The sequence below is a fragment of the Pedobacter sp. D749 genome (genome assembly GCF_019317285.1).
Classification (GTDB): Bacteria; Bacteroidota; Bacteroidia; order Sphingobacteriales; family Sphingobacteriaceae; genus Pedobacter.
Window position 1 is genome coordinate 4876724 of sequence record NZ_CP079218.1, and the last position, 20070, is coordinate 4896793.

The window sequence follows — 20070 nt, forward strand, 5'->3', positions numbered from 1 at the left end:
ATTATTTCAATGCACCCGTTGGATTATTTCCCTTATCCACTACTGTTTTAATATTCCCTTCTAAATCAGAAACATATATTTTGCTTTCGGTAAATGGTTTTTCAGCTCCGCTATAAAAAATCCGGTCATCAGCGGTAAGAAAAACATAAGGAACATTCATACCTTTAGGTGAAATCCGCTGGACTTTTTTACTGGCCAGATCTAAAATATAAACGGCTTCACTTGGTCCCGTTAATCCATCTAAACTATCGGTATTTCCTGCATTAAAAACCAGTTTCATCCCGTCTTTTGTATAAAAGAAACGGTTGCTACTTGCAATGGAAAAGTCTTTCCCAATCAAGTCGGTTATCAATTTAGTATCGATTAAATTCCCCTTGAGGTCAAAGGTGTAGAGCCTGGTAAGATCATGTCCGATGATTTCCTTTTCATTTTTCCAGGTTGGCGCATAAACATTTATTTTAGATGCGCTATCAAGCATCACATAACCAGAATTATCGGTTTTAATTACACCTATTTTCCATAGGTTTTTGCTGTTGAAAATATTGAAGGCAACCGCACGTCCATCAGGCGACCACATGGCCTGATAATAATTCTTGCTGTTTACCTGCAATTTACCCTGGCTCTTGTTTTCCATATCGGCAACCCAGATGGAACGGTTTCCGGCAGAATCGCTAAGCGTGTATGCAAGTTTATTTCCGTCAGGAGAAATAGCCGGATCGGTAGCACCACCAAACGAAATCTGTTTCATGGTATCGATACTTGTGGCCACAATTTTATCTCCATCCTGATAGGCTAGCGCGAAATTTTTACTGCTTAAAGAAACCGTATCTAAAACGGCTTTAGCATTTTCTTCTTCAGATTTATTGTTGCTGCAGGAAGTAATTAATGCAACGCACGGAATTAAAACAGAAATTAATGTGGTGCTGATTTTCGACATGTACAATTTTACAAATAGTTTTTTGTCTATTATTCAGGGATACCCTGGAGAAGCTATATTTTACTTAATACAAACTTTATGTTAGTCGATTTGCCGTGGTTCGCCTCTTCACGAGCAACAATCAATACCTACAGTTAATCTAATTTCGGTCTGTGAGACACAGACCGAGGCAATCAAATTAAACTTCCGCCATGGTTCGTGTCCTCACGAAACACAATTAAGATTAAATCTTTTCTTTATCCGCGTAACCAAATACTTTTTGCAACAGGTTGTACTTCTTGAGCTTAAGTTTCTCTTAATTTTGAGTTCTGTTGCCATGGTTCATATCTCCACGAATCACACCATATTTAAATCTTTTTCCTATCCGCGTAACCAAATACTTTTTGCAATAAGGTAGTGCTTCTTGCGCTTAAATTGCCCCTGATTTTAAGCTCTTCCTTCGCAACTTCAACAAATAAACCATCTATTGCTTTTTGCGTAACATATTCGGTTAAGTTGGTGTTTACGGGCCTTACCAAAGGCAAGCGGTTGTATTGTGTAGTTAAATCGCTGTAATACCTGGTAGCATTTACTTTATTCAGGCTTGTGGTTACAATCGGACTGAATTTCTGAATCAGCTGTGCAGTGGTGACCCTTTTAAAATATTCAGTAGCTGCGTCTTTATTTCCCAAAAGAATATTGGTGGCATCGGTTAATGTCATTTGTTTAATGGCCGATATAAAAATAGGCTTCGCTTCGGTAGCAGCGTCTTCGGCAGCACGGTTTAAGCTCACAATTACATTATCGCAAAGTTTGTTCAAACCGATGCTACGTAAAGTTTTCTCAACCTTTTGTGCTTCGGGAGGCATCAAAATTTTAACGGCCAGGTTGCCTAAAAAGCCATCTTTAACCGAAAGCCTGTCTGCACCGGCAGAAACACCGATTTGTAGCGCCTCCTTAATCCCTTGTCCTATTTCGAAAGTAGACGGCGTTCCGGTGGCAGCTGTCGTAGTACCCGGCTTTTGGGTTACTTTTTTAAATATATCACTCAATTTAATCTGCGCGCTAACATTTAGGCTTGCAAATACTAACATGGTTATTGATATCGATAAAATATTGATCCTTTTCATTTTGTGTGTTTAATCATGCTTAGCAAAACAACTGCCATAAATTCTACTCAAAGATAAACCTTTGCGTATGGCAACAATATTTAAACTGCTTAAAAGATAGCCTGCAACGTAAAATATTTAGGACCATCTCTTCCTAAAAAATTAGTTTATGTCTCATCACTCAGAAATATTTTTTATACTTGAAAGATAATTCGAAATAGCTACCATATTTTTTGAGGTTTATAAAAAACACAGCTGGAAATACCCAGCAAGAAGACGCCAAACTGATTGCCGAGTATAAAAATACGGGCGATTTAGACGCGTTGGGTTCGCTTTACAATAAATATATGCATTTGGTGTTTGGGGTTTGCTTAAACTACTTCAAAGATGAAGAACTAAGCAAGGATGCCGTAATGCAGATTTTCGAAGAACTGGTAACAAAGCTGAAAATACACGAGGTACAAAACTTCAAAAGCTGGCTTCATGTTTTAACGCGGAACCATTGCTTAATGGCATTGCGAAAATCGGCGAAGCAAAATAATATCTCCATAGACGATACTTTTGTGGAAAATAGCGAGTTTGTGCATCTGGATATAGACAACACAAAAGAAACGCAGCTTACCATTATGGAAAAGTGTATGGAAACTTTGCCCGAAGAACAGCGAAAAAGCGTAGATTTATTTTATTTACAAGAAAAATGTTATAAAGAAGTGGCCGACATTACTGGCTACGACATGCTTAAAGTTAAGAGTTACATCCAAAATGGTAAGCGGAATTTAAAGATTTGTATAGAGAAAAACAGTAGTGAATAACGATTGGTTAGATATTGATGTATTGGAAGATTACCTTGATGGTAAGCTTGATGCTAAGGCTATGCATTTTGTAGAAAGACAGGCTTTGGAGGACCCTTTCGTTGCCGAAGCATTAGAAGGCCTAAAACAATCGCCCAAACGCAAACAAACGCTTTCTATTTTACAAAAACAGCTGTACGATCGCATATCAGAAAAGCCTGTAAAGCGCAAACTGTGGGGCATTACCACCCAAAGGCTAAGTATTGCGGCAACCGCAACTGTGGCTTTTATTGTAGTAAGCATTTTATTTTTTATGCGCGAAACCAACCGCAGGAATGCAGAACTTGCTGCTCATAAAAAAGAAGGTGTGTTGGTTCAGTTAGATAGTTCAGCGAGTGTTGCTTCGATCCAACCTAAAGCCAAAGAAGATACCGTTACTCAAAATACTACAAAGGCAACTTTGATTGATAAAGCAATTGCAGACGCAAAAACAGGTGATTTGGCAAAAAACACTAAAAAAAATCCTGTTGCAATACAGGCAGAACAACAAGTTGATGAAGTAAAAGTTGCAAAAATTGCAACCGATAATAGTCGTGCTAAAGCGATGAGTCGTGTAGGCTTTGACAATTATAAACCAAATCCGGTTACGTTAAGTGAGACTGTGGTGGCAGCAGAACCGGCAATCGGCTCGAATAAAATTGCCTTTAGTGGCAACGTGGTAGACCAAAGTAATGGTCAACCTGTTCAGGGAGCAGTTGTAAAGTTAGCTGGCTCTAAAAATGTAACGGCAACCGATTCCAAAGGCTATTTCTATTTGCCTGCTGATAGCAATGCAAAAGATAAAGACTTATTGATTAATGCTATCGGTTTTAAAGAATTGCCCGTAGCTGGTTTGCAAGACCCTAATGCGATTAAAAATGCATTGAGTGGCAATAAATCATTAAATGAAATTGCTTTAATTACCGGTTCAAACGGACATAAAAAAGAAAATATTGCTGCCCCTAAAATTACGCTGCGTGCAGAACAAAACCTGGATGGAAAATCTGCCGGTGATATTACAAAGCCTGTTCCGGTTTCCACCATTAACTACAGCCAATACTTGGAGAAAAATAATAAGCTTTATAATCCTAAAGGCCCCGAGCAATTTGTAATTTTAAGCTTTAAAGTTAAACGCAACGGACGGCCAGCCAACATCGCTGTTATAAAATCACTGAACAAAAAAGCCGATTCGGAAGCGAAGCGGTTGATTCAGGAAGGTCCGGACTGGGTGTTACCTAAAAACGGAACTGATTTAGTCGAAATCAGCGTTAAATTTTAACTCCATTTATCAACCACCGAGTACACAAAGAAAAGACACAGAGGTCACGGAGATCGGTGTAAATTACAGTTAAAACCCCTTAGTGTACTTTGTGTAAAATTCAATGGCCTCTGCCGCAACAAAGCACAACTCATGTACAGAACTTCATATTCTTCAGCAGGCAATCAAGATGAAATTCTTGAGTTTATGCAACAAAATAATTTTATCACATTAATCGGCTTTGATGGCGAATATCCGGTTGTTACACAGGTACCGGTTCAAACCGTAATCCATAACGATTCGATAAAACTTATCGGCCACATCATGACCAAAACCGATCATTATAGGGCATTTGAGCAAAATCCGAGCGTGATGGCTGTTTTTACCGGTGCTCATGCTTATATCAGCGCATCAGTTTATGAAAAACCTGCTTCAGTTTCTACCTGGAATTATAAAACGGTTCAGGCCAAAGGCTCTATCAGACTCATGGATTCTGAAGAAACTTATCAGGTCGTAAAAGAACTAACAAATCAGTATGAAAATCCTGAAACAAGTCCTGCCGCATTTAATAAAATGGATGAAGCATATATTCAGAAGCATTTAAAGGCAATTACAGGATTCGAAGTTTTGGTGAAGCACATCGACCATGTTTTTAAAATGAGCCAAAACCACTCAACAAAAAATCAGGAAAGTATTATAGCAAATCTGGAGAAAAGTGAAGATCCTGTTGCAAAAGAAGTAGCGAAGGAAATGAAGAAGAATTTGTAAAATATCACCTGTTTTTTACCACAGTGAGCGCAGAGAAAATGCACAGAGGACACAGAGAGAATGATTAAATACTTGTCAGTCTTAGCGTAGTTTTGAACAACCACATACAGGGGTAGAGTTGGAATCTAAATTCAGATATATGGTGTGTGCATTCTATGGCTTTATTAACAGCGAAGCGCGTAATTCTACTGTCATCCTGAACGCAGTGAAGAATCTTTTAATGAGTAAAGTGCAGTTAAAGATCCTTCGTTTCACTCAGGATGACATTCACAAAGTAAAGCCGTCATTTCGACTGCCGTGGAGAACCCGAAGGCTCTGCGAAGCAAAATCTTTTAAATTTAACTCAACAACCTCCATTCCGGTCAATACGACCTTCTCTGTTTACTCTGTGCAAACTCAATGCCCTCTGTGGTAAAAACAAAACATCGCTTTGCGAAAACTTCGCGTTCTTTGCGGTAAAAAACACCAAACAAAAAAGACCAAAGCTAATGCCTTGGTCTTCTGAGTATATTAAAAATTCTGTTTTTATTTTAAGTAATAAATTACGGCATAAATAATGGCTGCTAATGTAGCCGAAACCGGAATGGTTAAAATCCATGCCCAGATTAAGTTGATGGTTACCCCCCAACGTACTGCAGAAACGCTTTTCACTACACCCACACCCACAATTGAACCCGTAATGGTGTGTGTAGTAGAAACCGGGATACCGAAATGTTCTGTGATACCTAATGTAATCGCACCTGCACCTTCAGCAGCAACGCCCTCAAGTGCGGTAACTTTAGTAATTTTTGAGCCCATTGTTTTCACAATTTTCCAGCCACCACTCATGGTACCTAAAGAGATTGCTGAATAACAGCAGATGGGTACCCAAGCAGGCATAGATTCAAAATTTGGAATTACTTTCGATGCAATTAATGCCGTTGCAATGATACCCATTACCTTTTGAGCATCATTACCTCCATGGAAGAAACTTAATGCAGCAGAAGATAACAATTGTAGGCGTTTAAACCATTTCTCAGCAGTTGATGGCTTAGCATAACGACAGATATTAATAATGATCAGTGTTAATACAACTGATATCACCATACCGATTATTGGGGCCAAAACAATGAAAGAAACGATTTTTATTACATAACCCATATTTACGGCGTCAAGCGGACTAGCTCCTGTAAGTAAAGCATGTGTCATACCTGCACCAGCAAAACCGCCAATTAAAGTGTGCGATGAACTTGATGGAATACCATACCACCAGGTTAAAAGGTTCCAGATAATTGCAGCAATTAAACCTGCAAGGATAACTTCTAAAGTGATATAATTTTCGATTACCGTTTTAGCAACGGTATTGGCCACTTTGTGGTCGGTAAAATAAAAGTAAGCAGCGAAATTGAATAACGCAGCCCATAAAACCGCCTGAAAAGGCGTAAGAACTTTTGTAGAAACAACTGTTGCAATCGAGTTAGCGGCATCGTGAAAGCCGTTAATGTAATCGAAAGCAATAGCCAGAATTACAACAACAACCAATAAGGTAGTTACCATGTTTGTTTTTTATTAAGCGTTTTTAACCAAGATAGTTTCAAGCACATTCGCCACATCCTCACACTTATCTGTCGCTTTTTCTATCGTTTGTAAAACCTCTTTTTGTTTAATTAATTCAATCGCATTGGTTTCATATTCGAACAAACGCGCAACCGCTAATGTAAATACATAATCAGCCTGGTTTTCGCCGCTGTTGATACGGATACAAGCATCAGCAATTACACGGATGTTTTTGAAACTGCGTAATTCTTTAATTGCTTTATCGATATCGGTACACATTTCTACCAAAAGCTCAGCAATTTTAACAATTGGCTCGTTAATGGTGTTCATGTTGTACATCTGCATACGGTTTGCAGTACCATAAATATAATCGGCAACATCATCAACGGCGGTTGCCAATTGGTGAATATCTTCTCTATCAAATGGAGTGATAAAGTTCCTGCTCAACTCAAGAAAAATTGAATGGGTAATATCATCACCAACGTGCTCTAAGCGCTCAATTTCCTTAAAAATTGTTTTTCTGCTTTCAGCATCAGCCGTGCTAACCATTTCTAAAAGGGTTTCAGCAATTTTTAATGCGTTGCTACCTGCTTGTTCGAAAAGTGGGTGAAACTTTTTGTCTTGAGGTGTAAAGAACTTAAAAATATTGTTCATGTTAATTTTTAATATGTTGCAAAGCTACAAGCCCAATGTTAAGTTAATGTTAATTTCTTAATTATATTAACTAATTATTACCTTATTTAGTCAGGCATGCGTTATTTATACACTTTCATACAGCTGAAAATGAAATAAATAGATTTTTTGGGGAAGCTGCGTGAAACAAATTCTTCAGTTACGCTTGCCCCCGTTAAATGCTTTATCCCGATGAAACTGTGCGAAATAGCATGCACACCATAAAATAGTTAAGATAACCGTTTAAATCAGGATATTTGCTAATATCGGGTTTAGCAACAATGATAAATTGCTTTTCGAAACGAAATCCGATACCATATTTCCGTGCGTTCAGTGTTTCCGTGGCAAAAATTGAAGAATGGTTATCAAGGCACTAAAGCTACCCACCTTTTTGCAAGGTAAAAGCGAAAGTTGTTCCAATGCCTGGCGTGCTACGAACCGAAATGGTTTGTTGGTGTGCCTCTAAAATATGTTTTACAATGGCCAAACCCAAACCCGTGCCGCCTACTTCTCTCGCACGGTGGGTATCAATGCGGTAAAAACGTTCAAATAAGCGTGACAAGTGCTTTTCTTCAATCCCAATACCGTTATCGGTAACTTCTATCAAAACCTGGTCGTGCAGTTCAAAAATCTTAATGGCCGTTTCCCCGCCATCAATGCCGTATTTAATGCTATTTACCATTAAGTTAATTAAAACCTGCCTCATCTTTTCTCGATCGGCAGAAACTAAGGTAATTGCAGTGTACTTATCTTTAAAAAAGAGTTTAATGTTTTTTGCTTTAGCGCGGTCTTCAAGATTTTCCATTACCTCTTTTGCCAATTGTACAAAATCGAATTTTTGGTAGTTAATTGGCGACTCTCCGGTCTCTAACTTTGAAATAACGTCTAAATCATTAATTAAATAACTTAATCGCTCAACATTATTTTCTGCTTTTTTTAGAAATAAAACGGCTTGATCAGGATCATCTACCAGGCAATCCTGTAAGGTTTCGATATAACCCTGGATAGCAAAAAGCGGGGTTTTAAATTCATGCGAAACATTTGAAAGAAACTCTCTTCTAAACTGTTCTTGTTTTTTTAACAGATCTATTTCTTTTTTCTTAGCACCGGCCCATTCTTTTACTTCTTGCTCTACATCATTAATCGGATCTGAACTCACATACTCGCCAAGTGCATCTTTTAAATCTTTACCTAATTTTAGGTTATGGATGAGCTTGTAGATGAGTTTAATTTTGGTGTAGATATACTTCTCCAGCAAATAATAAAAAACCAAAAAACTGCATAAAAACGACACGCCAAAAGAAATAGCCATATAATACAGGCTATGCTGAAAATAAAAATTAACCATCCCGATGGAAAGACCAACGGCGAGAGCAGTAAATAGAACCAGCACACTTAATTTCATGCTGCAATTTAAAGCTTTTTATGTTAAATGTGTGTTAAGAGATAAAGGGGATTGATTCATTTTTTACGCAATGTTAAAAACAAAACAGGTTGTACCATAAGTTTTGATTCCATTTGAACTTGTCACGCTGATCTCAGCCTGTACTGAGCTTTGCGAAGTATCGAAACGCTTTGCAAGGCATCTAAACAGGTCCTTCGAAAGGCTACCATTGACAGACTCCAATAGAATGGTCGTCATTGCGAGGCACGAAGCAATCTTAAAGCACACGCTGTTAGCGATCGTTGTAAGATTGCTTCGTCGGCTGAAAAAGCCTTCTCGCAATGACGATTCCTCGCCGGAACATAGCAATAGAACCCTCTGTCACTCATATTGATTTTAAACAATTAATTAACCCTCAGGATGACAATTCTATATTTATGATACAGCATCGTTAAAAAACAAAAAAGCTTTCCCTTTTGAGGAAAGCTTTCTAAATAACGGGTAAGTATTACTTATTTCTTTGTAGAATCTGTTTTAGCCGGAGTTGAAGCTGCAGGTTTAGTGCTGTTTAAATTTCCGCCAAGTGGAGATGGTGATGGCGTTTTATCTAAACGCTCCTGAATAGCTGAGTTTCCAACGGCAGCACTACCGCCACTGGTTTTAGCAATTGTAGTAACGGCAAGGGTTAATACCACTATTAGCGTTAATAATACCCAAGATCCTTTTTCTAAAACATCGCCGGTACGTTGTACACCAAACATGTTACTGCCGCCACCGCCTGTAGCTAAACCTCCACCTTTAGGATTTTGTATTAAAACAAATAAGCCTAAAGCTACACACGCAATAATTAATAAAATGATTAAAAAGGTTACCATGGTAATATTATATTTTAAAATTTCTTTTCTATAGATTGGATAAGGTCGGCAAAGTAACGGCTTTTTTCCGGATATTTCAAACTTAATTTTTTATAAGTATCTATGGCTTTGTGATAAAGCATTTGCTCGATATAAATTTTAGCTAAAGTCTCCGAAACAAGGTCGTAATTGTCTTCTGCGCTTTTCTTTGCCTTATTTTCATTGTCTATCTGTTCTGGCTTAGGCGGCTTGATGGTTGGATCTTCTTTTAAGAATTTCTCAATGATTTCGGCGCCCTTTGCATCTTTAATTTCGGCAGAAGGATATTCTGCTAAATGATCGGCTACCTCGAAAGGCGTTTGGATGTGAAAGATATGCTCCACATACTGCTGTTGAAACTCAGCTCTTTCCTGCAGTTGGTTATTTTGTGGCTGTGGTTTTACATTACCTGCATGAGGATGAGCATAAGGCTGAAAAATCTGCTCGTGCTCTTTACGGGTTTTAGCCAACCACCATAAAAATGTGTATGGAAGCTTATCGTCGTTATATTGTGAAACAAAATTTCTTTCAGGCTCGTCTGGAACAACAGTTTCAATTTCTGGTGCGGTTGTAACCACATCGGTACTTAACTTTTGTTCAAAAGCGAAGAAATCGGTAGCAGCTACACTTTCAATAAAAGAATCATCATCTGCAGGCAAGTCCATTAAATGGCTATCAATACCTGGCAGGCGGCTTGGTGTTTCTATGCTTATATCCTGATTGGTAGATGAGGGGATTTCATCTGTGGATTCACCTGTTTCTTCAAAAACTTCCGGCTCGTCATGCGTATGCTCTGTAACGACTACATTGATTTCAGATTCCTCTTCTTGCTGGTCCTCATGGACTGAAACCATATTTAGTACATGGAACAAAACATGCCCCTGACCATATAATGCAGCTTTTGGAATAAATGAAGCATTAGCTTTGGCCAAAAGTAAATGGATGGGCTGTGAATATGGAAATTGCTGAACCATTTCCTGCAACATGGATGCATGCTCTGGCCTAACCTTTCCAGGTTGCGCGAGTAAATCTGCCAGTAGCTTTTTGTTATCCATTATCAAGGTTTGCCGCTAAGTTAAAAAAATGTAGACGGGTTTTGAAAATTTTGTCTTTTAGAATCCTCCTTTATTTACCATTGCGCAAATGCACGGTTAAAAATATCTTCGGATAATTGTTTGTTAATGTTTTCGATAGCTCCAGGCAATAAGGTTTGAATTGGTGCTCCATTGATCGGAAAATCGAAAAATTTGGTAAAGCTTTCTTCAAAACTTTCTTTTTCGTGTTCTTTTATATTGTTCTTATACTTTACCGAAACGGTTATGGTTAATCTGTTTGCTCCAGAGGTTGGCGTAGCACTATTTTGAAGTGCAACCGGTTTAATATCGTAACCTGTTATTCGCCCTTCGAATGAAGCATCGCCCTCACCTGTAGGAGAAATAATCAATTTGGTTTGGTTACGGATCCGGCTTTTTAACGATTCTGTAATCTGGTTACTCAATGTTGGCACCACTAACGGTGCATTATTTTCAAATACCCGAACCACCACCGTTTTTAATCCTGTTGTTGATGCTCCACTAAATTTATAAGAGCATGCGCTAAAAACGGAGGCAAGCAGGATTAGGGTAAATATTCTAATTTTCATCATTATCGAAAATGTTATCTATGTTTTGGAAAATGTGCTTCTGCAGGAGATATTGAAATAAGCAATTTTAAAATTACAGGTTCAATTCTTTAATCTTCCTGTACAAAGTACGTTCTGAAATACCCAGCTCCTGAGCAGCAAACTTACGTTTACCCTTGTGTTTTTTCAATGCTTTTTTAATCAGGTCTGATTCTTTATCCACTAACGACAAAGATTCTTCTACTTCTTCTGCCTCGTGCGCAAAATAATCAGCATTGTTATTGTTGTTGTTATTATTATTGCCTGGTGTAGGCTGCTGAATGGTAAAGGCATGCTCCTGGCCTGACGGCAATTCTACATCGCGGTACAGCTGATTGATATATTGTGGGTTGTCAGCCAAAACAGTCGCAGTATTTCCACCATGCTGAATAATTTCGGCAACGAGTTTTTTAAGCTCAACCATATCCTTTTTCATATCAAAAAGCACCTTGTACAAAATATCTCTTTCTGTAAAATCTTCTTTGGACTGAGCGTTAATCGCCATTGGCAAATTACTTCCAGCTTCGTTCGGGATATAGTTTAAAATGGCCTGCCCGGTTACATTCCGGTCTTTTTCCAATACACAGATTTGCTCGGCAATATTTTTTAACTGGCGAACATTACCTGGCCAGCTATAATTGGTTAAAATCTGAACGGCATCTGGTTCGAGATGTAATGCCGGACTACGGTACTTATCACTAAAATCGGCAGCGAATTTTCTGAATAATAAATAAATATCTTCTTTACGCTCTTGCAAAGCCGGTATGCGCAATGGAACAGTATTTAACCTGTAATATAAATCTTCGCGAAATTTTCCGTTCTTAACGCGGTTATATACATCAACGTTAGTGGCCGCAATAATACGGACATCTGTTTTCTGTACTTTAGACGAACCCACGCGCAAATATTCGCCACTTTCTAAAATACGCAATAAACGGGCCTGTGTACCTAAAGGCAATTCAGCAACCTCGTCTAAAAAGATGGTACCACCATTCGCCACCTCAAAATATCCTTTACGGGCTTCGTGCGCACCGGTAAATGATCCTTTTTCGTGACCAAAAAGCTCAGAATCTATCGTTCCTTCAGGAATGGCACCACAGTTTACCGCAATAAAAGCACCGTGCTTACGGGCACTCATTTGATGGATAATCTGTGAGAATACCTCTTTACCACTCCCACTTTCGCCCGTTATTAATACCGACATATCGGTTGGTGCTACCTGGCTTGCAATATCTATGGCCCGGTTAAGTAGAGGCGAATTGCCAATAATACCGAAGCGTTGTTTAATATTTTGTGTATCCATTCTTTAGATTTGAGTATAGAGCTTTGAGATATGAGACCTTACGTCCCCTTACCTTCTACCCTCCACCTTTTTTAAACTATTTTACCAATTAACGTAGCAGATGTACATTTCTCGATATACACATTTGCATACTGACCTGGTTTAACGCCATCAATTGCAGGGAAAATCGCCATTGCTCCGCTATCTCCTCTTCCGCAATAATCGAGATCAGATTTCTTAGAAGTGCCTTCAATCAAAACCCGAACAGTTTTACCCACCCATTCTTGCAAACGCATTAACGAATGTGCCTGTTGTTTGGCCAAAATCTCAGCCAAACGGCGTTTTTTCACTTCCTCAGGAATATCATCTTCCAATTTACGGGCGGCTAAAGTTCCTGGTCTTTCAGAATAAGTGAAGTTATAGGCAAAATCATATTGCACATAATCCATCATGCTCAGGGTTTCCTCGTGTTCCTCTTCAGTTTCTGTACAGAAACCTGCGATGATATCGGTAGAAATTGCACAACCCGGAATAATGTTGCGGATGGCGTCAATACGATTGATATACCATTCGCGGGTATAAGTCCTGTTCATTAACTCCAATATGCGGGTATTACCTGATTGGACAGGCAAGTGGATATAATTACAGATGTTATCGTATTTAGCAATGGTATGCAAAACTTCGTCGGTAATATCTTTTGGATGTGAAGTAGAGAAACGCACCCTTAAATCCGGACTAACCAATGCTGTTTGCTCCAAAAGCTGCGCAAAATTTACAGTTTCTGTTCCATCTTCTGATGTCCAGGTGTACGAATCTACGTTTTGGCCCAAAAGTGTAACCTCCCGGTAACCAGCTTCAAATAAGCCCCTCGCTTCTTCTATAATAGAATGGGCATCGCGGCTTCGTTCGCGGCCGCGGGTAAAAGGAACCACACAGAAAGAGCACATGTTATTACAACCACGGGTAATGGAAATGAAAGCGGTTATACCGTTGCTGTTTAAACGAACCGGACTAATATCAGCATAGGTTTCCTCGCGGGATAATAAAACATTAACTGCTTTATGCCCGCTTTCTACCTGCTCAATTAAGTTAGGCAGATCGCGATAAGCATCAGGGCCAACTACTACATCAACCAAACGTTCTTCTTCCAAAAATTTAGATTTTAAACGTTCTGCCATGCAGCCCAAAACCCCAACAATTAATTTCGGGTTGCGGCGTTTTTCGACACCAAACTGCGATAGTCGGTTTCTAACCCTCGTTTCTGCGTTTTCGCGGATCGAACAGGTATTAATGAAGATTACATCGGCCTGATGATAATCCCCTGTCGTTTCAAATCCAGTTTCTGATAAAATAGAGGCAACAATTTCACTATCAGCAAAATTCATCGCACAACCGTAACTTTCGATATATAATTTACGGGCATCGGCTTTAATCGGGGTGTCTAAAATTAAAGCTTCACCTTGCCTTGCTTCATCGTGCGTCTTATCCTGTACTTGTAAATCAATCATTATTTAAAAAATATTGGGGATTGCAAAAATACATAAATATAATTAAAAGTGACAAATTGACATAGCTTGTTTAAATGTTTACAGTATGATTATGATAAAACAGTTAGCAGGCCCGATTAATCTACATTTTTACATACTGAATAAAGTTTTGGAAATGTAAGGTTTTGTGCTTGTGGAAGACTGCAGCCCCGCTATCCCTACTGCCGATAGAAAAAATCGTCATTCATACTATCGGGTTTAGATTACAGTTGTTCTTGCTACTATGAGCGGTTTTCCATGCCACCGTCCTAACCAATTTAGCCCTTGGCGAAGCGGTACCCTGCAGGCCAAGAGGTACGACGGCCGAAGCGTACAAGCGTAGCAAAGGACCAAACGATGTTTTTTTTTTGCACAGTCTTTGCGCTCCTAAAACCACTTTTACAGAAAACAAAGTGTATTAGTGCAATAGGATAAAAGTTTTTTGGAAATGTAAAGTTCTGTGCCTTTGGATGACTGCAGCCCCGCCCCCGCTTCTGCCCCAATTGAAAAAATTGAGGCATCCCGCTAAGGTTGGGTTTAGATTACAGCTGTTCTAGCCACTATGAGGGGTTTCCGTGCCTCCGCTTTAACCAATTTAGCCCTTGGCGAAGCGGCACCCAATGTCATCAAGTTAAGGCCTCGGCTTAGGTTGGCATAATTTAACCACAGATAAAAAGGATGCACACAGATAAAAAATCCGTGTTTATCTGTGTACATCTGTGGTTAAAAACCTTAAATTGATAATATTGATCGGTACGCTGCAAGTTCGGAGTACGACGGCCGAAACGTACAAGCGCAGCAAAGGAACAAACGATGTTACTTAGCCTGCCCTTGCGCTCCCAAAAAATAACTTTATCAATAAAGCATCCACCAGTATCTCCTCTTTGGTCTTTCTGCTTTAGTCTTTTGCCTTGCCCCTAAAAAACCTTTCGCTCTTCTATATGTTACGTATTGATAAGCCATAATAGATGACAGCTCAACATAAAAATAAAATTTGGATCTGGATAGGAAGCATATTCGGCATATTGGTTTTAATTGTTGCATTTGGTGCTATGTTTTTAAGCGCCAGATGGAAGCCGATATTGACCGAAAAAATTAAGGCGGGTGTTTACAATGGCTCTCATCATTTATATAGAATCGATTTTAAAAGCATTAACTTAAATGTAATTACAGGCAGCTTAGCCTTGCGCGACGTTGTTTTAACACCTGATACTGCTGTTTTTGATAGCTTAAAGAAAAAACAATTGGCTCCCGCCCATACTTTCGAACTTAAATTAAAGAAACTGCAGATTAGCCGTGTAGGTATATTAACGGCCTACTTTAAAAAGCGGGTAGATGTAAATGAAATTCTTTTACAAAAGCCATCTATCAACATGATTTTTAACAAAGTAACCAGGAAACCCGATAGCATAAAAGATGAGAAATCGCTTTACGAACAGATTTCGAAAAACTTTAAATCCGTACATGTTAAAAGCATTAGAATTGTAGATGCAGATTTCGATTACATTAACAAAACTGCAACAAAAAAAACCAAGAACTCAATCAAACACTTAGATATTAACATTAATGATTTCTTATTGGATTCGCTTTCAGGCAGTGATACCACGAGGTTTTACTATACAAAAGATGCATCATTTCAGATTGCAGGTTATAAATCGGTAACGAAAGATAAAATGTACTCCATGAAAGTGGATACCATTAAAGGTTCTACTGCATCAAAAAAAATAGCAGTTAGCGGATTTAAACTTACGCCATTATATGATGAACTTACTTTTGCAAGAAAATACAAGATCCAGAAAGACCGGTACAATTTAAGCTTTGATAAAATAGAATTTAATGGCGTGGATTTTATTGGTTTAAATACCGACGAGAAACTACATGCAAAATCGTTGAAGATTGGTCCGGCAAATGTAGAAGTATTTATGAGCCGCGAATCGCCACCGCCGCCGGGTTTTGATAAAGGCCAAAACTATCCCCATATGGCATTGAAAAGGTTGAACATGCCCATCCTGATTGATACGGTAAAAATAAGAAACGTTAATGTTAAATATGCTGAGTTCAACCCGGCAAGTAAAAAAACCGGATCAGTTGATTTTAAAGCATTAACAGGAAACATTTTAAATGTAACCAATGATAGCTTACAATTAAGCAAAAAAAACCATGCCCTGGCAGATTTAAACACACTTTTAATGGGCACCGGAAAGATGAATGTAAAAATCGATTTCAACTTAACCGATAAAAATGGCGCTTTTACCTACAGCGGGCATTTGGGCAAATTTGATATGAAAAACCTAAATCCATTGTCTAAAGCATTGGGTCTGGTTGAAATAGAAAGCGGCAACATACAACAGGTTGATTTTAAGGCGAACGGAAATTTAAGGTCTGCAACGGGATCGATGAGTATGTTGTACACCAATTTAAAGGTGAAATTACTATCGGATAATATTGATGGGGAAGGAACAAAGAAAAAAGATTTCTTGTCTTTTTTGGCTAACACCATTTTAGTTAAAGATGAAAATCCACAAAAAGGCGAAGCACCAAGAACAGCCAGCATGACGAATACCAGAATTAATTCGGCTTCCTTTTTTAACCTGATGTGGAAAACAGTTTTCGTGGGGATAAAAGATATTGTAGGGGTTGGCGTGGTACCCGAAAAAAATCCGGTAAAACAGCAAAAAGTGATTGCAAAAAAAATAAGGGAACAAAAACGGGCAGATAGAAAGGCAGCACGAAAAGCGAGGAGAGAAAAAAACTAACCTACATTTTTCAAATATATGTTTATAACCGTATATTGCTAATAAAACCACAGCCTTTCATTTTTTAATGCCTGATACCAGAAGATACCGTTATAAAGTTTTTAAATGGATTGCGTGTACACTGATCGGTGTTTTTATCGTACTTGCAGGTATAGCCTGGTTGTTAAATGTGAAGTCGCGCCCCATTTTAACCGATAGGATCAAAACACTGCTCTATAAATCAACCGACAGCTTATATACCATTAGTTTTACCAATGTTTCTACCAATGTTTTTACGGGAAATGCCACCTTACAGAACGTAAAAATAACACCTGATACCAATCGGTTTAAGCAGCTCATTGCCTTAAAAAGAGCGCCAAACAATTTATATACTGTTTCTTTAAAAAAACTGGTGGTGAAGCGCTTCCACCCGTTAACCTTATACCGCGAAAAAAAACTGCAGGTAGAGGAAATCATATTTGATAAACCTGAGGTAACCATGGTGAATCAGCAATTTGCTTTTAATGAAGGACGTGCACCCAGGCCGATTAAATCACCTTACGAGATCATCTCCAAAAACCTGAAAGAGTTTAGCATTAAAACCATCCGTTTTAAAGATGTAAGCTTTAAGTATGTGAATAAAAATGTACCCAATTCGGTACCTTTCGCTATTGATGACCTAAACATTACGCTAACCGATTTGCTGGTTGATTCTACCTCTGCTGATGATCCGAGCCGGTTTTACCTATTAAAAGATATCGTAATCAACCTGAATAACTATGTGTACCGCACGCCTGATAAAATGTACGACATTAAGCTTGATCAGCTTGATTTCAGGGCTACTACAGGTAGGCTAAAGATTAATAGCTTTGCGCTGGTTCCATTATATGATGAAATGAAATTCGGCAAGGTTGCAGGTTATGCCAGAGAACGTTTTGATATTGGCATGCGCGACATTATGCTCAATGGTATCGACTTACCGCTTTACATCAGCAAACAGGAGCTGTGGGCAAAAGAAATGGCCATTGCTAACGGTTTTATATCTGTTTTTAACCAGAATGGGCTCCCGGGTAAACCACAGGAGAATAAGATCGGTAAATTTCCCCATCAGCTTTTGCAGCTTGTTCGTGCGCCTATTCTAATCCAGAAAATCCAGCTGAAGGATGTAAACGTTAACTATTCGGTTTTTAACAGTGAAAGCAATCAAAGAGGGCGGATCAGTTTTGAAAACACCTCGGGTATTATAAAAAACGCCACCAACCTTGATAATATTAAGGCCATAAACCCGATAATGGAAGTTAACTTAAATACTTATTTATTTGGCCAGGGAAAACTTGATGTGAACTTTATGTTTAATCTTACTGCTAAAGATGGTGCATTTTCTTACCATGGAGTTTTACAAAATTTTAATGCGCGAATTTTAAATCAGATTACCAAACCACTTGGCCTGGTACGCATTAACCGGGGGAATGTAGATAAATTGAAGTTCAATTTTAAAGCAAACGATTCAGGCACAAAAGGAAAGGTAGCATTCTCTTACTATGACCTTTCTGTTGCATTGATGAAAAATGATCCCGAAAAAGATCACCTGGTTACCCGCGGTTTTCTTTCTTTCTTAGCCAATGCTTTAATCATTAAATCGGAGAACCCCGGTGCAGATGGCAAGCTGGTACCTGTAACCGTAAATTACAGCAGGCCTTCAAATTCCTCTTTTTTCAACATGATCTGGAAGAGCCTTTTTACAGGCATAAAATATAGCATCGGTATTACGGAAGAAAAGCAGAATGAAGTACGTGAGCATATTGCAAAGTTTAAGGCTATGCGGGCCAATCATTTACAACGAAAACAGAAGCGTTTAGAACGCCGGATAAAGCGCGAAAGAGAACAAAATGAAAAGCGGTAACATATTGTAACCTTTTCTTATCTTTATTCTCTAAACATTAAACTAAAATTTATGATTATTGCCCTCATTATTCTCGGATTTATATTTCTTATCGGGATTTTCTTTTACAACTCGCTTATTGGGAAGAAAAATCAGGTAACAAATGCCTTCTCGGCCATTGATGTAATGCTTAAAAAACGGTTCGACCTTATTCCAAACCTTGTTGAAGTGGTTAAACAGTATACCACTTACGAGCAGGGAACCTTAACCAAAATAGTTGAACTGAGGTCAAAAGCAGGTTTACCGAATATCAGCAATGCAGAAAAAGCAGATTTAGATGCACAATTGAGCAGCAATGTGAGGGGTTTAATGGTCAACATTGAAAATTACCCTGATTTAAAAGCCAATACCAATTTTATTAACCTGCAAACCACCTGGACGGAAAGCGAGGAACAGATTGCCGCTGCCAGAAGAACCTATAATGCTTCGGTAACGGATTACAACAATTCGATTATGATGTTTCCAGGCAGTTTATTTGCAGGGATGCTGAACTTTCAGCCAATAGCCGTTTTAGAAACCGCAGCAGAAGAACGTAAAAACATCAGCGCAAAAGAACTTTTCAATAACTAATGTCGTTCGATATTGCAAATAATGTAGCCTTACAGCAAGTTTTGGCTACAATGGAGGTAGAACGCAAAAGGATTGCCGGTACCCAAACCAAAGGCTATATTTTTATTGTTACTGGTATTGTGCTTGGCATTTTGGGCTTTGTTTTGGGTTTTCCTATTCCTGCTGTAATTGCTGGCCTGATACCTATCATTTATGGTAGTGTTTTGTTTTTCAAAATCAACGATTCTCTAACAGCTTACCAAAATGCCTATAAAACCAATGTAATTGGTGCTGCCCTTAAATTTTTAGACGAAAGTTTATCGATTAATCCCTACCAGGGAATTGAAGCTTCGGAGTTTATGTACACACAGCTGTTTAGCAATGAGCCTGATCGTTACAAAACAGAAGATTTAGTAATGGGATGTGCTGATAAAACCCGGTTTTACTTCGCTGAAGTACATGCTGAATATAAAACAGTAACCCAAACAAAAGACGGAACCCGAACAGAGTGGCACGACATTTTTAGAGGGATCCTCTTTGCGGCCGATTTTAATAAGAAATTTAATGGTGTAACCATCGTCAGGACAAAAGACTTCGGAGCAGCTTTTGGTGCATGGTTTTCAAAAAACCTGTTTTCTTTTGGCCACAATGACGTTATTCAACTGGAGAATGTAGAATTTGATAAGACCTTTGTAACTTATGGTTCAGACCAGGTCGAATCCAGGTATATCCTTACACCCGCCATGATGGAACGGATATTAAACCTCAATCATCAAAGCAAGTATAATATCAGTTTATCCTTTATCGAATCGAGGATGTATATCGCTTTCCCCTTGAACCGGAATTACTTTGAGGCACCGGTTTTTAAATCTTTACTAGATCCCGAAACTGTAAATCAGGATATTTCTACCATAAAGTTTATGTATGATATTGTTAAGGAGCTGGATCTGAATACGAGGATTTGGGGTAAGGAATAATAGATAGGGTATTCCCAAGAATTAAAAAAAAGT

Annotated in this window: 17 protein-coding genes; 7 read left to right on the forward strand and 10 right to left on the reverse strand. The window is 38.6% G+C overall.

Going from position 1 to position 20070, the window contains the following annotated elements; genetic code table 11:
* Position 1: 1 nt before the first annotated feature.
* Both KYH19_RS19925 and KYH19_RS19930 read right to left on the reverse strand, forming a co-directional pair.
* Positions 2-937, reverse strand: coding sequence for a hypothetical protein (locus tag KYH19_RS19925; protein ID WP_219076376.1), 936 nt, complete (start codon positions 935-937; stop codon positions 2-4).
* A 347-nt stretch (positions 938-1284) separates the two neighbouring features.
* Positions 1285-2046 carry a DUF4197 domain-containing protein gene (locus tag KYH19_RS19930; RefSeq protein ID WP_219076377.1) on the reverse strand — a complete coding sequence of 254 codons (762 nt, stop codon included), beginning with the start codon at positions 2044-2046 and terminating at the stop codon, positions 1285-1287.
* A 212-nt stretch (positions 2047-2258) separates the two neighbouring features.
* On the opposite strand from KYH19_RS19930, the gene KYH19_RS19935 reads away from it, so the two are divergent.
* From KYH19_RS19935 to KYH19_RS19945, 3 genes are all read left to right on the forward strand, one after another.
* On the forward strand, positions 2259-2837 hold the full coding sequence (locus KYH19_RS19935) for an RNA polymerase sigma factor (protein ID WP_132395967.1): 579 nt from the start codon (positions 2259-2261) through the stop codon (positions 2835-2837).
* A complete protein-coding gene (locus KYH19_RS19940) occupies positions 2830-4134 on the forward strand; it encodes a carboxypeptidase-like regulatory domain-containing protein (protein ID WP_219076378.1) in 1305 nt (434 codons plus the stop codon). The genes KYH19_RS19935 and KYH19_RS19940 overlap by 8 nt, the downstream gene beginning before the upstream one ends.
* Before the next feature lie 132 nt (positions 4135-4266).
* Positions 4267-4881 carry an FMN-binding negative transcriptional regulator gene (locus KYH19_RS19945; RefSeq protein ID WP_219076379.1) on the forward strand — a complete coding sequence of 205 codons (615 nt, stop codon included), beginning with the start codon at positions 4267-4269 and terminating at the stop codon, positions 4879-4881.
* 525 nt (positions 4882-5406) lie between these two features.
* Here KYH19_RS19945 and KYH19_RS19950 read toward each other — a convergent pair.
* From KYH19_RS19950 to miaB, 8 genes are all read right to left on the reverse strand, one after another.
* Positions 5407-6417, reverse strand: coding sequence for an inorganic phosphate transporter (locus tag KYH19_RS19950; protein WP_121285230.1), 1011 nt, complete (start codon positions 6415-6417; stop codon positions 5407-5409).
* A gap of 12 nt (positions 6418-6429) precedes the next feature.
* Positions 6430-7071 (reverse strand): DUF47 domain-containing protein, encoded by a 642-nt coding sequence (locus KYH19_RS19955; protein ID WP_193419515.1) that lies wholly within the window; start codon positions 7069-7071, stop codon positions 6430-6432.
* Between the two features lie 397 nt (positions 7072-7468).
* Positions 7469-8494: a cell wall metabolism sensor histidine kinase WalK gene (locus KYH19_RS19960; protein ID WP_132395959.1), complete on the reverse strand. Its 1026-nt coding sequence runs from the start codon at positions 8492-8494 to the stop codon at positions 7469-7471.
* 491 nt (positions 8495-8985) lie between these two features.
* Positions 8986-9348, reverse strand: a complete 363-nt coding sequence (gene secG / locus KYH19_RS19965) for a preprotein translocase subunit SecG (protein WP_132395957.1) — start codon at positions 9346-9348, stop codon at positions 8986-8988.
* A 14-nt stretch (positions 9349-9362) separates the two neighbouring features.
* Entirely contained in the window at positions 9363-10421 is a 1059-nt protein-coding gene (locus KYH19_RS19970) for a hypothetical protein (protein ID WP_219076380.1), read from the reverse strand.
* A 74-nt stretch (positions 10422-10495) separates the two neighbouring features.
* A complete protein-coding gene (locus tag KYH19_RS19975; protein ID WP_370630256.1) occupies positions 10496-11011 on the reverse strand; it encodes an LptE family protein in 516 nt (171 codons plus the stop codon).
* Positions 11012-11081: 70 nt separating this feature from the next.
* Entirely contained in the window at positions 11082-12329 is a 1248-nt protein-coding gene (locus tag KYH19_RS19980) for a sigma 54-interacting transcriptional regulator (protein WP_121285236.1), read from the reverse strand.
* Positions 12330-12400: 71 nt separating this feature from the next.
* Positions 12401-13816: a tRNA (N6-isopentenyl adenosine(37)-C2)-methylthiotransferase MiaB gene (gene miaB, locus KYH19_RS19985; protein ID WP_121285237.1), complete on the reverse strand. Its 1416-nt coding sequence runs from the start codon at positions 13814-13816 to the stop codon at positions 12401-12403.
* A gap of 986 nt (positions 13817-14802) precedes the next feature.
* On the opposite strand from miaB, the gene KYH19_RS19990 reads away from it, so the two are divergent.
* The 4 genes from KYH19_RS19990 (at position 14803) to KYH19_RS20005 (ending at position 20037) form a co-directional block, all read left to right on the forward strand.
* The gene (locus KYH19_RS19990) at positions 14803-16590 is read left to right on the forward strand and encodes a hypothetical protein (RefSeq protein WP_219076381.1); all 1788 of its coding nucleotides are present in this window, start codon (positions 14803-14805) and stop codon (positions 16588-16590) included.
* A 67-nt stretch (positions 16591-16657) separates the two neighbouring features.
* Entirely contained in the window at positions 16658-18472 is a 1815-nt protein-coding gene (locus tag KYH19_RS19995) for a hypothetical protein (RefSeq protein WP_219076382.1), read from the forward strand.
* A 51-nt stretch (positions 18473-18523) separates the two neighbouring features.
* Positions 18524-19081 carry a LemA family protein gene (locus KYH19_RS20000; RefSeq protein WP_219076383.1) on the forward strand — a complete coding sequence of 186 codons (558 nt, stop codon included), beginning with the start codon at positions 18524-18526 and terminating at the stop codon, positions 19079-19081.
* Positions 19081-20037 carry a DUF3137 domain-containing protein gene (locus KYH19_RS20005; protein ID WP_219076384.1) on the forward strand — a complete coding sequence of 319 codons (957 nt, stop codon included), beginning with the start codon at positions 19081-19083 and terminating at the stop codon, positions 20035-20037. Before KYH19_RS20000 ends, KYH19_RS20005 begins: the two co-directional genes overlap by 1 nt.
* Positions 20038-20070 lie beyond the last annotated feature (33 nt).

Coding starts and splice junctions, on each gene's coding strand:
- KYH19_RS19925 (WP_219076376.1), bottom strand. CDS start 937: ATGTCGAAAATCAGCACCACATTAATTTCTGTTTTAATTCCGTGCGTT.
- KYH19_RS19930 (WP_219076377.1), bottom strand. CDS start 2,046: ATGAAAAGGATCAATATTTTATCGATATCAATAACCATGTTAGTATTT.
- KYH19_RS19945 (WP_219076379.1), top strand. CDS start 4,267: ATGTACAGAACTTCATATTCTTCAGCAGGCAATCAAGATGAAATTCTT.
- KYH19_RS19950 (WP_121285230.1), bottom strand. CDS start 6,417: ATGGTAACTACCTTATTGGTTGTTGTTGTAATTCTGGCTATTGCTTTC.
- KYH19_RS19955 (WP_193419515.1), bottom strand. CDS start 7,071: ATGAACAATATTTTTAAGTTCTTTACACCTCAAGACAAAAAGTTTCAC.
- KYH19_RS19960 (WP_132395959.1), bottom strand. CDS start 8,494: ATGAAATTAAGTGTGCTGGTTCTATTTACTGCTCTCGCCGTTGGTCTT.
- secG (WP_132395957.1), bottom strand. CDS start 9,348: ATGGTAACCTTTTTAATCATTTTATTAATTATTGCGTGTGTAGCTTTA.
- KYH19_RS19970 (WP_219076380.1), bottom strand. CDS start 10,421: ATGGATAACAAAAAGCTACTGGCAGATTTACTCGCGCAACCTGGAAAG.
- KYH19_RS19975 (WP_370630256.1), bottom strand. CDS start 11,011: ATGATGAAAATTAGAATATTTACCCTAATCCTGCTTGCCTCCGTTTTT.
- KYH19_RS19980 (WP_121285236.1), bottom strand. CDS start 12,329: ATGGATACACAAAATATTAAACAACGCTTCGGTATTATTGGCAATTCG.
- miaB (WP_121285237.1), bottom strand. CDS start 13,816: ATGATTGATTTACAAGTACAGGATAAGACGCACGATGAAGCAAGGCAA.
- KYH19_RS19990 (WP_219076381.1), top strand. CDS start 14,803: ATGACAGCTCAACATAAAAATAAAATTTGGATCTGGATAGGAAGCATA.
- KYH19_RS19995 (WP_219076382.1), top strand. CDS start 16,658: ATGCCTGATACCAGAAGATACCGTTATAAAGTTTTTAAATGGATTGCG.
- KYH19_RS20000 (WP_219076383.1), top strand. CDS start 18,524: ATGATTATTGCCCTCATTATTCTCGGATTTATATTTCTTATCGGGATT.
- KYH19_RS20005 (WP_219076384.1), top strand. CDS start 19,081: ATGTCGTTCGATATTGCAAATAATGTAGCCTTACAGCAAGTTTTGGCT.